Here is a 14432-nt window from a genome sequence, read left to right as displayed (position 1 = left end):
CGGGTTGAGGCGTTCGCCGGTCTGCGGATGGGCCTGTGTTAGCGGCTGTTGCGGGTGGTGCGTGAGCGTGGTGGTGACGGTCCGTGGGGTTGGGTGGCCGTGGTGCTGGCGTATCGGCGGTCTTGCGTGCGCTGGCGACAGTTGTGGCCGAGCGGGCGGGTGAGACGTTGACGCTCATCGTGCCCATGAGTCGGCCTGGTCTCTGTCGGCCGTACGGGGGCCCTGTCTTGCCGGTGCTTGTGGCCCAGTCGGCGGCCCGCTAACCGTGCAGCGCCCCGGCGCAACGGCTCTGGTCGGAGCCGGTGGTCGCAGGTGGGGTGACCTTCCCGCCCCTTTCGGCGGCCCCGGTCGACTATCTCCCTGGTTCCCGCACGGAAATCTATGTCGGCCGGGGTAGACATTGGATGGCGGTGTGGTTATGGTTTCTCTCGTAGTCGAGATCGAGCAAGGCCCGGCAGACACGAACTGCCGGGCAGGCATCACGCAGTACGCAGGACGGTGCGGTGGTGGAGTTTCGAAGCCAGGCTGGTTGCAGGACGGCGACGGGACTGACGGCCGGACCGGGGGGCCCGCAGTGATCAGGGGCCGCCATGAGCAGTTCAGCATGTGCAGTTCGCAGGACCCAGCAGCGCGGTTGTCAGTGGTCCCTCGGTAAAGGCGTCGGCTGCGGACGCGCGTACCGGGAAGTTCGGCAGTGGGGTTCCAAGCCAGAGCAGACGCAGGACGGGCGACGGGGCTGGCTGCCGAAGAGTGGCGCTGTTCGAAGCCACACGTAGTTCGCAGTACCAGCAGTACCAGCAGTACGCAGTTCCGGTTTCGGCAAGTGCTCGTCCAGAGGGAAGAACGGAGGAGTTGAGCGCCATCAGGATCGCCCGGGCCGATGTCTTGAGCCCGGGTACCGCAGGACATCGATAGTGAGGTGGTCTCCGGTCAAGCAACCGCGATCCCCGCACCCCCGACAGCATCACGGTCGGGTCCGCGGAAACAGAAGGCCGGCGCGGTATCAGGGCCGGCAGATGGTGTAGCAGTTCCTTCGGGGCCCTGGTGCCATACGGCACCAGGGCCCCTCCACGCGTTCCACAGAGAGGTGCGATGACAGCAGACGACTCGTTCGGCCGTCTCGATGACGACGACTACCCCGCCTACACCATGGGCCGGGCCGCCGAGATACTCGGCACCACCCAGGGCTTCCTCCGCGCCATCGGAGAAGCCCGCCTGATCACCCCGCTCCGCTCCGCCGGCGGACACCGCCGCTACTCCCGCTACCAACTGCGCATCGCCGCCCGCGCGCGTGAACTCGTCGACCAGGGCACCCCCATCGAGGCCGCCTGCCGCATCGTCATCCTCGAAGACCAGCTCGAAGAAGCCCAGCGCATCAACGCCGAACACCAACGCACCGTCACGTCGGCCAGTTCACCCTCCGTCGGCTGAAATGGTGCGCGCCCGCCGGGTACCGGCGGGCCCGCACCCACCCGCCGGAGTCGGCACGGACAGGCAGGCCTCAAAGTGGTTCGTCCGGCGGTGGGTTCAGCAGGCTGGATGAGCGTGGGATTCGGTGGTGTGTGGGAGAGCTAACATCAGTGCGCCGCTGATGTCCGATCGAGAAGGGCGATTTTCGCGCGATGGCCGATGACGCTTACCTGTTCCTTCTTCCTGACCGCCACCCTCGGCTGGGGGCAGCCCTGGCTGCCGTCGGCGTTCTGGAGTGTGCGGAAACGCCCGCCGTACACGGCTGGCTGCAAGCCCACGACGTATCAGCTTCCTCGGAACAGGTCCGCATCCTCCCCTCTGAATCGGAGCTGTTCATCCCCTCCGAAGCGGAGCGCCTGCTCGTTCCGTTGAGCAAGGCGGAGGCCCTGCGGGTGGAACAGGAATGTGCGCCCCAAGCCGTCACGGACATGGAGAGCGCACTGCTCGAATTCCGGGAGACGACCCAGGACTGGGAAGTTCTCGTGCACCGTGCCCTGACCGCGGGCATTCCGGCGCCGCGCATCGCTCAGCTGACCGGTCTCGACCCCCAGGACATCGGTCGCCTGACCGTGTGACCACCGCATTTCCGACCGTGTGGCACCTGCAGCTACGAGTGCTCGAACGGATGGCCGCCGGTTCCTGGACGGGCGCCGACAACGTGTTGGGCCAGATCGCGGTCGTGCCCCGCCGACCGCCTGGTGATCTGCGTCACGAGACGGACCTGGTCATCCGCAGGAACGCCTTTTTCCGGGCCTGCGCAGCCCAGTCTGTCCAACGGCGCGAGAGTCGTGAAGGTCCTGCGATGACAAGGCTGCAATAGATGCCGGACGGGCACCTCGGTCGGCCCTCCCGACAATGGCAGGAGCTATCGGCACCGGTTCACCAGTAAGCTCAATGACTGACAAGCTCACTTTCTAGTGAGAGAGTGTTTCAATGCCCAGAAGCCTTCCCTCCCACAGCCATGAGCAGGTGGCACATGCTGCCTACGGTGTGTCGGAACTGCTGCATGTGCTGTGGGGCCGCGGCCAGGAAGCCGCTCCTTCGGGGCCGCTCTCGCCTTCACAGTTCCGGGCACTGACGGTGATCAAGGAGCGGCGCAAGGTAAACCAGCGGACCCTTGGTGAAGCGCTCGGCTCGCGGCCGTCGGCTGTGAGCCGTTTGTGCGATCGCCTGGAGGCCGCCGGGCTTATCGAGCGGGTTCCCAGCGCAACCAGTCGCCGCGAAGTCGATCTGTGCTTGAGCCGTCGCGGATCTGCCGTCCTCGACGAGATTCGTACGTTGCGAGTGCGCGAGGTCGAATCGGTCCTGCAGACGATGTCACCGGCTCATTTGGCGAAGTTGGCCGAAGGGCTGGAGCTGTTCCAAGCAGCTGCTGCCGCACATATCGGTCTGTCTGACAGCGTCTGTCTGTCTGACAGCGCGAGCGCAGGGGATGGACCTTCCGAGGCCATCGCTTCGTAACGTCGGTCCTGCACTCGTCCCACCTTCCCTCGCTGCAGACCACTCCCACGCAGCCGTCGCCCGGCCGGACCCAGGCGTCACCGAGGGCCGGCGTCGGGTTGTTCGCCGGAGTGCAAATCGGTTGTCCGTGCTGCCTCCGAGAATGCTTCCAGCCCCGCCAGGAACTCGCGCCGCGAGCCAGTCGGCATGCGGCTCAGAACGGCGCCGAACAGCTCGGAACGGCGGGCGAACAATGTGTCGACTATGTCGTTCCCCTGCGGTGTCAGCACCAATTGGATCTCCCGTCGGCTGGTGGGCACCGTTTCGCGACGCAGGAGTCCTGCGGCTTCCAGCCGGTCGCACAGTCTGCTGACGGCGGGCGGTGCCGCACCCACCGCTACGGCCAAACCGGTGAGGTTGAGGCCTGGATTTCGACGTGTGATGAGCAGAGCTTCCAGCTGCAGGGCCGAAAGCCGGGGAGAGGTGGTCTGGGATGCCAGTGCCCACAGGGAGACCAATGACTCCACAGCCTCGGTCGTCGCCTCGGTCACCTCATGCGGGGAATCGCCCATTGGCCCCTCGCGGTCTATTCGGCCTTCACTCCCCATGAACAGATGCGCACTCTTCGCGCGTCAAGGACTTCATGCCACGTGCCTGTCGAGTCCAGTGCATGGTCATGGTCTTCTGCCCGCTCAGTCGAAAGTATCCCCGGTGTCCCACAGCAAGTCCGCCCGTCGTGGGAGCCGAAGACGAGGGACTGTGGCCGGACCTGGCCGCGGGACCACTGTGGAGCCTGGCCGGGACCCCTGTGGAGCCTGGCAGGGGCCGCTCCCGAGCCTGGCGCGGTGCCGTGACGGCCGAACGGTAGAATCGATAGTTGCCGCATAGCAATATTCGCGGCTCCATGAAGTCTCCGCTCGGCTCAGCACGCCGCGCATTGCTGGGCACCGCGGTCAAGGCCGGCCGAGTGAAAGACGTACACCGCCAGGAGCGTTCTTCCAGGCTGTGGGCGACTCGATGGCCCGCCCCGGACCCATCAGGCACTCGGCACCAGTCGACCCACCGATGAAGAAGGCCTCACCGTGACGAATTTCCTGGCTGTGGAACGTGCCGTGCGTACGGCCGCGCCGCACGACCTTCTCGACACGGTGCGAGCCGCGCTGGTCGAGCACTATGAAGCCATAGAGGTCGACCTGCTCATGGCCGATTACAGCCTCACCGTTCTCCAGCCGGTTACCGAGTTGCCTCACACCGCCCAGCCCTTGCCCGTACACGACAGCCCCGAAGGCCGCGCCTTCGGCAGCCAGGAGCCGTATGGGCAGTTCGTGAGCCGTGAGGGTGCCGTGGATCTGCATCTTCCGGTGACGGTTCGCGGTGACAGACTCGGCATCCTTTCCGTGCGGCTCCCGGAAGAGAGATGCACGGAACAGAGCATGCAGGAGCTCACCGAACTTGCGGAACTGCTCGGACACGAGATCGTCGTCGCCGAGCGGGACACCGATCTCTACCTTCAGGCCCGTCGGGCCAGCCGCCTCACCCTGGCCGCCGAAATGCAGTGGCAGCTGCTCCCGGGTCGGGCCTGCACCCGCGAGGAATACGCCGTCGGTGCGCAGTTGGAGCCGGCGTACGCCATCCACGGCGACAACTTCGACTGGGCAACGACCTCCGAGACGCTCACCCTCAGTGTCACCAACGGCATGGGTGAAGGGATTCAGGCGTCCCTCCTCACCAACCTCGCCGTCAACGCTCTGCGCAATGCCCGAAGAGCCGGGATCGGCATCGCCGACCAGGCTGCCTTGGCGGACCAGGCCCTCTACGCACAGCACCGGGGCGAGGAGTACGTCTCGACCCTCCTGCTCTCCTTCGATCTGGCCACAGGGCACACCAAGGTGGTGGACGCCGGCTCGCCCCAGCTGTGGCGCCAGCGCGACAAGACCGTGGAACGTGTGAACTTCGAGGCGCAGCTGCCCCTGGGGATGTTCGAGGAGACCGAGTACGTAGCGCAGGAGTTCGACACATTGCCGGGTGACCGGTTGGTCTTCGTCAGCGACGGTGTCTATGCCGCTGCCACGGAGGCAGGTGAGGCATACGGCGAGCGGAAGCTGGCACGCGCGATCCAGGCAGCGAGCCTTCTTCCGGCAGCCGCCGTGCCCCGCGCGATCCTGCAGGAACTCTCGTCGTATCTCAGCGCCGACGCCGACGACGACGCGTTGGTCGTCTGCCTCGACTGGTTCGGTCGCGGCCCCCGCCCCTGAGCGTGGCGCCGCCGTTAAGCGCAGTGCCCCTGACCGCGGCCCCCGCCCCTGAGAGTCACTGCCCTCGGTGTGTGCGGGCCTACCCCTGCGCACGGTGCCGGTGAGCGACCGGCTCGGTGAAGTAGTCGCCGTCCTTGGGCCGCTCGGGCGGACGGCGGTACGGGTGCGGCACCGGTTCGAGGCGGGGGATGTGCTTGGAGCAATGGACGTAGGCCTCGTGGAGGGTGAGATGTATCCACATGTCCGGCTGTCGTCCCGGTGCCGAATCCACCGGTATCGAAGGGTGGGCGGCCCGCAGCTCCCGGTCACCCGACAGACGGGCCGATCCGTTGATGTGCAGCCCTATGCGGTGATGGGTGAAGTCGACGAAGAGCTCTACCCGGAGTACCGCGGAAACGGCCTCATGGCCAGCGCGGGCAACATCACGGAGAAACCCGCACATGGGGGGGCGGGCGCCGCGCCTCGCAGGGGCGTCTGCTGCCGACGCGGCCGGTGCCGCTGGACGGAAACTTCATGGGGCGTACCGGACGGGCATGTGCAGATCACGTCGCAATCGCAGGAGGCCGCGCCCGGTGGTGAGCGACGGGAAGGGCTGGGCGCCGGGCCCAGTGGTGGGGAGGCGGGGGCGTTGAGGGCAGGCGCACGGGTCGTGGGGTGAGCACGCCACACTTCGGGGGTCTGGCCGGCGGTGCCAGGAAATTGCTGTGGAGCAGACATGGGTGCCCTGGCAGCCGGACGCGTTTACCTCCGCCTAGGGCAGGGGGCCGGTGCGGCGGATGGCCAGGGCCAGGGTGTCGTCAGGGTGCAGCACGACGGTGTGCATCTCAGCGGCGATGGCGCTGGGGATCTCCGCGAGAGGACTTCCCGCGTGCCGGCAGGCCGCCTCGACCAGCCGGAGTTCGCCCTCGCACGGGTCCCTCCGGCTTTCGGTGAGGCCGTCCGTGTAGAGGATGAGCACATCGCCCAAGTGGACTTCGGCGTGCAGCAGTTCCTCGCTGCCCGGCAGGGGGAATCCGATGCCTCGGCCACGTACTTCGAGGTAGCTCGACGTGCCGTCGGCCCTGAGCAGCAGCGCGGGAGGGTGGCTTCCGTTGGCGAGTTGCAGTTTCCCGGTGGCCGGGTCGAGTCGTGCGAGGAGAACGGTCGCCATGAGTTCCGGTGCCAGCGGCATGAGGATCTCGTGGGTTCGCGCCAGGATCGACTGCAGCTCGTGGCCTTCGAGGGCGAGGGTACGCACTGCGTGGGTGACGCTGAGGGCGCTGCGGGTGCTTCGTACCCCGTGGCCGAGGGCGTCGACGACGGTGATGTGCAGCGTTCCGTCGGGCAGGGCGAACCAGTCGTAGAGGTCGCCGCCAGTGGGGGTGTTGGGGTCCGCGGGCGCGTAGTGGACACCGAGTTCCAGGCCGTCGATCTCCAGTGGCTGGGGGCGTAGCGCGTCTTCGAGTTCGCGCAGCATCTGGCCGTGCGCCTTGCGTAGTTGTTCGTCGCGCTCTTCGAGTTGTACGTAGAGGGCGACCACGCCGGCGTTCGTCTCGGCGAGTTCGTGCTTGAGGCGGCGGTGTTCGGCTGTGAGCGAGTCGGCCTGGGCGACGGTGGCGCGGAGCTCCTCGTCGAGGGCCCGGGATTCCACCGGCGACGGCTGTCCGGCCGGGAGCTCCGGGCGTACGCAGTCGGTGCTCCGGCCGGGGGGCCTGCCGGGCAGCGACAAGCCCGGTGTGTGGGGCACGGGTACCCGCCAGACGATCGAGTGAGGGCCGGTCGCCACAGCGGGCATGGGCAGGTCCGCGGCGCTCAGCGGCCGGCGTGCCCGCGGGGCTCGCAGGGCGATGGCGAGGACGGTCGAGTCGTCGTGCGAACCGGTCTCGTGGGCCGAGCTGAGCACCACGGGCCGGCCTGCGCCGAGCTCCTCGGCGGCCACGTCGGAAACGGAGAGCACCAGGCGAGCCCGGACCTCGACGGGGAGCCGGTAGTGGTCGGCCATGTGCCGCACGGCTTGGCGCAACTGCGGCGGAGCGTAGAAGGACTTCTCGGTCATCGGTGCCTTTGATGGGGCCTGGCGGCGAGTACGGTGGCGTCGTCACGGGTGGAACGGTGGCCGTGGGCGACTGCGCCGGCAAGCAGGGGCGGAGGCAGGCGCAGCAGGAAGCGCGAGGGGATGTGCGTCCATCTGCTGTCGATGCCGTCGCTGTGGAGTACAGCTGTCGTGCCCGGGACCAGGGGCACGTAGTGGCACTGCGGGGCCGGCATGTTCCAGCCGACGACGCCGGGCTGTCCGGTCAGCCGGTGGTGGACTTGGTGGGGGGACGTCGCCACGGCGCGCACGTTGCCGACCCCGCAGTATTCGGCCCGTTCCGCTTCGAGGCGCAACATCCCCACGGCCGCGCCGCGGGTTCGGCGCAGGGACCGATGAATCGCCGTCAGGATGTGCGTCAGCGGACGGTCCACGGACGCGTGGAAGGACCGCAGAGCGGTCTGCGCGGCTTCGGCGGCGTGCGGGCCGTGGCCGAGCCCGTCGATGACGATCGCCGTGCGCACCTCATCCGTGTCGACGACGGCGCAGGCATCTCCGCAGAACTGCTCGCTGTCCGCGGGCACGCAGACGAGTCCGACCTCTTGCCGTGCTGCCTCTGTCCGGTCGGGCAGGGCGAGCCTGGCGCAGGACAGGGTGCCCGATCCGGTGTCTGTCCGGACGGTGAAGTCGGTCGCGATGCGCATCACCGCACCCAGGCCGGCGCCCATGGTTCCGGTGGTCGTGTAGCCGTCGGTGAGGCAGTGCTGGAGCTCGGACATGCCGGGGCCGCGGTCGGCGGCCATGATCTCCAGACCGCCGCCGAGCGGGAGCGGCTGGATGTACAGAGCGCCGTCGCGTGCGTGCTTGGCGAGGTTGCTGGCCAGTTCCGACGCGATGACCGCTGCCTGATCCGGCATAGCTCCGGGCAGGCAGCACCGCTCGGCGAGTGCGCGGGTGGTTGCGGCGGCGAGGTGGACGGCGCTGTAGTGATCGATGGGCACGCGGACGGTCGCCATTGCGGGTACGGACATCACGGGCGTACCCACCGCGTGGCGATCACGGTCGTGCCCTCGCCTGGTGCGGAATGCACCTCGAAGTCGTCCATGAGCCGGCGTGCCCCGCCCAGGCCGTGGCCGAGGCCGGCGCCGGTGGTGAAGCCGTCGGTGAGGGCGGCCTCCAGGTCCGGGATGCCGGGGCCGCCGTCACTTATGGTCAAGCGCACTCCGGGTGTTCCTTGCCGGCGCGGATACTCGATGGTGAGAGCTCCGCCGCCGCCATGGATGTACGCGTTGCGCGCCAGTTCGCTGGCCGCGGTCACCACTCGGGTCTGGTCGACGATGCCGAAGCCGAGCCTCAGCGACGCGGCGCGCACCGCGTGGCGGACGGCGAGGAGGTCCTCCTCCGTCCGCAGCACGATATGGGTGCAGGACTCCGGTGCGGCGGAAGCGGCTTCGAGGCCGTCTGCCGCAGCGCTGGAGTCGTTAGCGAGTTGCGTCATGTCGTGCCCCTTCCGGGGGCTGCGGAACGTGACGCCATCCCAGGGCGGCCATGCCGCGCTCCGCGTCGAGGGCGGTCTCCACACCGACGAGCTCGACTCCCAGTTCGACCAGCGTGATGGCCACCGGTGGCCGCATGCCCGCCACGATCGTCCGAGCGCCCAACAACCGTGCCATGGTGGTCAGTTCCATCACGGTGCGCGCCACAAAGGAATCGATGATCTCGAGTCGCGAGATGTCGATCAGTACCCCTCGGATGCGCTCCGCCGAAATACGTTCGGTGAGTTCATCGATGAAGGCCAGGGCGGTCTTGTCGTCGAGTTCGTTGAGCAGCCCGGTGACCAGCACGTCGCCGAGCCGCAGAATGGGAACACCCGTCGTCGGGCGGTCGGCCGTCAACGGGCCGCCCCACGGGTCGCGGGCGCGGCGCCCCCGGTGAGCTTGATCGCCTCGGAGAGCGCGTCGGCGAGAGTGGCGCGCGTCAGGATCTTCGACAGATCGATGCCCAGTTGGGCGATGGTCTGCGCGATCGGCGGACGGATGCCGCTGATGACGCAGTCCGCCCCCATCAGCCGAACGGCGTTGACCGTCTGCATCAGATGCTGCGCGACGGCTGTGTCCACCGTCGGAACCCCGGTGATGTCGATGATGGCCACGAGCGCTTCGTGGTCCTGGATCGCCTGGAGGAGGCTCTCCATGACCACCTGGGTGCGGGCGGTGTCGAGCGTGCCGATCAGGGGGACAGCGAGTACCTGCTGCCACAGACGTACGACGGGCGTCGACAGCTCCAGCAGTTGCCGACTCTGCCTGCGGATGATCTCCTCCCGGCCTTCGACATAGGTTTCGAAGGACAGGGCGCCCGCCGCATCCAGCAGCCGGTTGATCAGCAAAGCGTCGAAGAAGAGCTCCTCCGACTCGTCGGTGCTCCGCTGCACGGCTTCAAGCACCGCCTCCTTGATCGAGAGGAGGGCCAGCGACGTGGCGGTGGGTGTCGCGCCCACCCTCGCCCGGCGCAGGGAGAAATCGCTGACCGCTCGCTTGAGCTCGCTGTGGGAGTTCACGATTCTGTCCACCGGGAGCGCGCCGTCCATCCCGGCGACCAGAGCGGCGACCAAGGCATCGGCCTCTTCACGCAGTTCACGCTCGGAGATGCCCGCCTCCAGCTCCGGCTGACTCTGCTGGAGCTCGACCCACCGATCAGCGATCTCGTCCGCACGCCCGTGCAGGGCCTTCGTCACGCGCTGCCGAATGATGGCCTCACTGCTACTCACTCATTGATCCCTTCGACGAAACCGTCCAGGTACGGCACACCCCGTAGCGGACCTCCCGCGTTGGATGCCAGGGCAAGCACCTCTGCCCGCTCAACTGTTTCCATGTGGCAAATATAAGCACGCTGGTCCCAGCAGGGGAAAGCCCCCGGGGTCGCACCAGGGCCGCTCCGCCTCGGTGCGCTCAACGGCCGCCAATGGCCAGCGTGATCAGTTCACGCAGGTGGCGGGGGTCGTAGGGTGAAGAGGCCCCCGCACTCGGAGCTCCTCGCAGAGACTATCGCCACATGGCAACTATTGCCCTACGGTAATGGCGCAGCACCCCGAGCTGGAGATGACCGTCGGGTCAGATGACGACCTGGCCGGCGAAAGCAGCCGGGTCGCCAGCCGGTCCACGGTCCGGTTGAACTTGTGGATCACGAGGCGGCCGCTGGGATCGCCGGTCGGCGGGGTCCGGTTCTGAGCGCAGGGGGGCGGTGCACGGCGCGTTCCGTACCCCGAGGAGAATGCCCGACGTGACCGCACCCGCCACTCCGTCCGGCCGTCTCCGCCTCGACGTCTCCGCTCCCGCGCATCCGGGCCGCATCCTCGCGGCAGCGATGGACGCGGAGAGCCGCGGCATGGACCGGGTGACGGTCGCCGAGACCTCGCACAACCCGTTCATCCAGCTGGCCAGGGCAGCCGACCGCACCTCCCGGATCGAGCTGGCCACCGGGGTGGCGATCGCCTTCGCCCGTACCCCGATGACCCTCGCCTACGAGGCGTGGGGTCTGCACGAAGCCTCGGGCGGACGGGCGGTCATCGGCCTCGGTTCCCAGGTCAAGCCGCACATTCAGCGTCGCTTCGGCATGCCGTGGGACCGCCCGGCCGCCCGCATGCGGGAGTACGTCCACGCGGTCCGGGCGATCTGGAACAGCTGGCAGACCGGCGAACGGCTCGCCTTCCGGGGCGACTTCTACACCCACACCCTCATGACCCCGGTCTTCGCCCCCGACCCGGTGCCCGGCGGTGTCCCACGCATCCTCCTCGCCGGTGTGGGACCTCTGATGACCGCCACGGCGGGCGCGGTCGCCGACGGCTTCCTCAGCCACCCCTTCACCTCGGTCGAATACCTCACCCGCAAGGTCCTCCCGGGCGTCCGCGAGGCCCGTGCGAAGGCGGAGGAGGCCGGTGAGGTCTGGACGAAGCGCCCCTTCGAAGTCGTGGGGAACGTCCTGACCGCGACCGGCCGTACCGAGGAGGAGATCCGCGCCAGTCGCGTCGCGGTACGTGAACGGGTCGCTTTCTACGCCTCCACGCCCGCCTACCGGCCCGTCATGGAGACCCACGGCCTGATCTCCCTCCACGAGGAGCTGCACCGGCTGTCCGTACGAGGACGGTGGACGGAGATGGGCGAGCTGATCGACGACGGGGTGTTCGAGACGTTCGCGGTGTCCGGGCAACCGGACGCGGTCGCGCGGGAGATCCACCGCCGCTACGCCGGCGTGGTCGATCGCCTCTCCGTCAGCGGCGCCCAGGACGCGGACCCGGCGCTGATGACGGATGTCCTCGCCGCGATCCGCGCTCTCGGCTGACCGCCTGATTCGACTGCTGGACCGCCGCCCGCAGCAGCGTCTTCGCCGCGTGAACTACCGCTCCCGGGTGGTCAGTGCCGTGTCCGGCTTCCGCGGCGCGGTCTCGCCGGCAGTCGCCCTGGCAGTACCGGCGGTCCTCGACTCGGCAGCGCCCTTCCCCGACCGCGACACGATCGTCTTCGTGACCTGAGGTGTCATCGTCACCACCCTGGTGGTGCAGGGTTTGCTGCTGTCGGCAGTGGGGAGCGTCATCCGCCAGGCGGCGGCCTTCCGACGGATCGCGGCCCGTGCTGATGGGCAGCCGGGTGACTACGTTCGAGGCAGTCGAGCCGGACGGTGCACAGGAGACGTTCGCGTCTTCTGCCGGCGTCGCCGGTGCGGCGGGTCTCGGCCCCACGGTGCAGCGAGGTCCGAGCACTGAGTCCTTTCCAACCTGACGGTGGGGTCTGGTGGTTGGTGGCTGATGTAGCCGGCCGGACACCTGGCAGTTCGCCGCGTTTTCGTCCATCACCGCATCGCCGGCCGCGCCCGCAGGTACGAGGGCACCTCGGCGTCCTGCCCGGCACGGCACAGCGCCATCCTGGCGTCCGCCTGCGGGTCGATGTAGCCGATGCGTTGCCGGCGGGCGGTGTCGTACCCCTCCGTCTGTGGTTGCAGTGGGCGGGACGGACGATCCTCCAGGACTTGAGGTAGGCACGGCCGCGCTCCGAGGCCCAGCGGGCAGGAGTTGACCCTCCCCTTACGTCAGGCTTGAAGCTGTGTACCGACGAAAGGGCAGGTGGATGAGTTACTCCGTGGGACAGGTCTCGGCCTTCGCCGGGGTGACGGTGCGGACTCTGCATCACTACGACAAGGCGGGACTGCTCTCGCCCAGTGACCGCAGCCACGCCGGATACCGGCTCTACAGTGAGGCTGACCTGGTCCGTCTCCAGCAGATCCTCTTTTACCGTGAGCTCGGCTTCCCTCTCGACGAGATCGCCGCGATCTTCAAGGATCCGCAGGTGAACCCCTTGGAGCGGCTCCGGGCGCGGCAGCGGCAGCTGAGTGAGGAGATCGCCAGGCTGCAGCGGCTGGCCGAGGTGGCGGAACGGGCGATGGAGGTCCAGCAGACCGGGGTGTCCCTGACTCCTCAGGAACGCTTCGAGGTCTTCGGTGAGATCACCTTCGACCTGAGCTATGCCACCGAGGCAGAACTGAAGTGGGCGCACTCGGATGGACAGCGCGAGGCGATGGCGCGCGCGGCTGCTCACACCAAAGAGGATTGGCGTCAGCTCATGGGCGAGGCCGCCGCCTGGCGCGCGGAGCTGCTCGCGGCCTTCGACGAGGGGGAGCTGAGCAACGGCGAGCGGGCCATGGACCTCGCCGAGGAGCACCGCTTGCACATCTCACGATGGTTCACCTCCTGCCCGCCCGACATGCACCGGCGCATCGCGGACGACTTCGTCGCCGACCCGCGCGCATTCGCTCTGGTCATACCGCCGTCGCAGCAACGCCCGGGCCTGGCCGCCTATACGCGCAAGGCGGTTCACGCCAACGCGGCCCGCCACGCAGGTGGCCGTACCGATTCCGAGGAGGACCAATGAGGATCCTGATCGCCGCAGCCGGATCGCGCGGCGACGTCGCGCCCTATACGGGTCTGGGCGCCGAACTATGCCGAGCCGGATACGACGTTACCCTCGCCACCACAGACACCTTCGCACCCCTCGTACGCGACGCAGGGCTCAAATTTCGCAGCCTCCCCGCCGACACACGGGTGCGTGGCAGCGGCACAGGCAAACGTGAACTGATGCGCACTGCTGCCGCGTTCATCACCGAACTGGGTCAGGGCTTCGCCGACGTCATGGACGATGGCACGGACCTGCTCCTGCTGTCGACCACCACGGCTCCGCTCGGCTGGCACCTCACCGAGGCCACGGGCACACCGAGCCTCGGCGTGTACCTCCAACCCACCGCACCGACCGGCGACTTCCCGCCCGTCGTCACAGGCTCCCGCTCACTGGGCCGTCTCGCCAACCGAGCCACCGGACGCTTCGCACTGCGCATGGCCGACCGTGTCTACGAACAAGCTGTCGCGCAGCTGCGCCGCCGCCTCCAGCTGCCCCCTGCCTCGCCTTCCGAGATGCGTCGACGACAGGTTCAGGCGAATTGGCCCATCCTGCATGGCTTCAGCACGGTCCTGGTGCCTCGTCCCTCCGACTGGCGCTCCGGCCTGGAGGTCGTGGGCAACTGGTGGCCCCATCATGAGGCGGCCGAACCGCTGCCTACTGATCTGGAGGACTTCCTGCGTGCCGGACCCCGACCCGTCCTCATCGGCTTCGGCAGCATGGCGGCCGGTGACGGCGAGCGGCTGAGCGAGATCGCTGTGCAAGCCCTGCGCCGCGCCGGGCTGCGCGGCATACTCCAAGCCGGCAGTGCCGGGCTTGCCGCCGACGGGGACGACGTGCTCACGATCGGGGACGTACCGCACGCCTTGCTGTTTCCACGGCTGGCTGCGGTGGTCCACCATGGCGGGGCCGGCACCTCGGCCGCCGCGTTGCGTGCTGGAGTGCCCGCGGTCACCGTACCGGTGACTGCGGACCAGCCGTTCTGGGCGGCGCGACTTGCCGCCATCGGCGCCGCCACCGACCCGATCCCCTTCCGATCCCTCACCGCCGAACGGCTTGCCGACTCACTTGACCAAGTAGTGAAGCAGCAGGCACACAGTCGAGCCGCCGCAACAGCGGCGCAACATCTGATGACCGAGAACGGAGCGGGCCAGGCGCTCAAGGCCATCCAGCAGCTGACCGACGGATGACGCCAATCCGTTTGGCACGAGAGTGGCCGGCTGAGATCGGATCCTGGGCCCCGCCCTTTGGAAGAGGCGCCGACGTCGGTTCACCCCGGTGACCGCACGACACAGCAGCGGATGGCAGGGGCCG

15 protein-coding genes are annotated in these 14432 nt (G+C 68.3%); 8 read left to right on the top strand and 7 right to left on the bottom strand.

All coding sequences use genetic code 11. The annotated features are described in order from the left end of the window. Window positions 1-1092 precede the first annotated feature (1092 nt). From AC07FA_RS31385 to AC07FA_RS31375, 3 genes are all read left to right on the top strand, one after another. Window positions 1093-1431, top strand: a complete 339-nt coding sequence (locus AC07FA_RS31385) for a helix-turn-helix domain-containing protein (protein ID WP_479079720.1) — start codon at window positions 1093-1095, stop codon at window positions 1429-1431. Window positions 1432-1622: 191 nt separating this feature from the next. Next, window positions 1623-2045: a DUF6003 family protein gene (locus tag AC07FA_RS31380; protein ID WP_479079719.1), complete on the top strand. Its 423-nt coding sequence runs from the start codon at window positions 1623-1625 to the stop codon at window positions 2043-2045. 358 nt (window positions 2046-2403) lie between these two features. After that, window positions 2404-2931: a MarR family winged helix-turn-helix transcriptional regulator gene (locus AC07FA_RS31375; protein ID WP_479079718.1), complete on the top strand. Its 528-nt coding sequence runs from the start codon at window positions 2404-2406 to the stop codon at window positions 2929-2931. Window positions 2932-3008: 77 nt separating this feature from the next. Here the strand turns inward: AC07FA_RS31375 and AC07FA_RS31370 are convergent, their stop codons facing one another. Continuing rightward, the gene (locus tag AC07FA_RS31370; RefSeq protein ID WP_479079717.1) at window positions 3009-3482 is read right to left on the bottom strand and encodes a MarR family winged helix-turn-helix transcriptional regulator; all 474 of its coding nucleotides are present in this window, start codon (window positions 3480-3482) and stop codon (window positions 3009-3011) included. Window positions 3483-3992: 510 nt separating this feature from the next. Here AC07FA_RS31370 and AC07FA_RS31365 point away from each other — a divergent pair. Next, window positions 3993-5165, top strand: a complete 1173-nt coding sequence (locus AC07FA_RS31365) for a PP2C family protein-serine/threonine phosphatase (protein WP_479079716.1) — start codon at window positions 3993-3995, stop codon at window positions 5163-5165. Window positions 5166-5244: 79 nt separating this feature from the next. On the opposite strand, the gene AC07FA_RS31360 is transcribed toward AC07FA_RS31365, so the two are convergent. The 6 genes from AC07FA_RS31360 to AC07FA_RS31335 all read right to left on the bottom strand — a co-directional run bounded on the left by AC07FA_RS31360 (window position 5245) and on the right by AC07FA_RS31335 (window position 9943). Further along, window positions 5245-5406, bottom strand: coding sequence for a hypothetical protein (locus AC07FA_RS31360; protein ID WP_479079715.1), 162 nt, complete (start codon window positions 5404-5406; stop codon window positions 5245-5247). A 510-nt stretch (window positions 5407-5916) separates the two neighbouring features. Then, a complete protein-coding gene (locus AC07FA_RS31355) occupies window positions 5917-7200 on the bottom strand; it encodes a PP2C family protein-serine/threonine phosphatase (RefSeq protein ID WP_479079714.1) in 1284 nt (427 codons plus the stop codon). After that, window positions 7197-8207, bottom strand: a complete 1011-nt coding sequence (locus tag AC07FA_RS31350; protein WP_479079713.1) for a SpoIIE family protein phosphatase — start codon at window positions 8205-8207, stop codon at window positions 7197-7199. The genes AC07FA_RS31355 and AC07FA_RS31350 overlap by 4 nt, the downstream gene beginning before the upstream one ends. Continuing rightward, window positions 8207-8674, bottom strand: a complete 468-nt coding sequence (locus AC07FA_RS31345) for an anti-sigma regulatory factor (RefSeq protein WP_479079712.1) — start codon at window positions 8672-8674, stop codon at window positions 8207-8209. The genes AC07FA_RS31350 and AC07FA_RS31345 overlap by 1 nt, the downstream gene beginning before the upstream one ends. Continuing rightward, window positions 8658-9071 (bottom strand): STAS domain-containing protein, encoded by a 414-nt coding sequence (locus tag AC07FA_RS31340; protein WP_479079711.1) that lies wholly within the window; start codon window positions 9069-9071, stop codon window positions 8658-8660. The genes AC07FA_RS31345 and AC07FA_RS31340 overlap by 17 nt, the downstream gene beginning before the upstream one ends. Next, window positions 9068-9943, bottom strand: coding sequence for an STAS domain-containing protein (locus AC07FA_RS31335; protein ID WP_479079710.1), 876 nt, complete (start codon window positions 9941-9943; stop codon window positions 9068-9070). Before AC07FA_RS31335 ends, AC07FA_RS31340 begins: the two co-directional genes overlap by 4 nt. Before the next feature lie 512 nt (window positions 9944-10455). On the opposite strand from AC07FA_RS31335, the gene AC07FA_RS31330 reads away from it, so the two are divergent. From AC07FA_RS31330 to AC07FA_RS31315, 4 genes are all read left to right on the top strand, one after another. Beyond that, the gene (locus AC07FA_RS31330; RefSeq protein WP_479079709.1) at window positions 10456-11514 is read left to right on the top strand and encodes a TIGR03617 family F420-dependent LLM class oxidoreductase; all 1059 of its coding nucleotides are present in this window, start codon (window positions 10456-10458) and stop codon (window positions 11512-11514) included. 49 nt (window positions 11515-11563) lie between these two features. Further along, window positions 11564-11704 (top strand): hypothetical protein, encoded by a 141-nt coding sequence (locus AC07FA_RS31325; protein WP_479079708.1) that lies wholly within the window; start codon window positions 11564-11566, stop codon window positions 11702-11704. A 592-nt stretch (window positions 11705-12296) separates the two neighbouring features. Next, a complete protein-coding gene (locus tag AC07FA_RS31320) occupies window positions 12297-13097 on the top strand; it encodes a MerR family transcriptional regulator (protein ID WP_479079707.1) in 801 nt (266 codons plus the stop codon). Next, complete coding sequence (locus AC07FA_RS31315; RefSeq protein ID WP_479079706.1) at window positions 13094-14308, top strand: glycosyltransferase; 1215 nt, start codon at window positions 13094-13096, stop codon at window positions 14306-14308. The genes AC07FA_RS31320 and AC07FA_RS31315 overlap by 4 nt, the downstream gene beginning before the upstream one ends. The last annotated feature ends 124 nt before the right edge of the window (window positions 14309-14432 follow it).

This window comes from Streptomyces sp. NPDC045968, from assembly GCF_056430475.1.
This window is presented reverse-complemented; position numbering and strand designations above follow the sequence as displayed.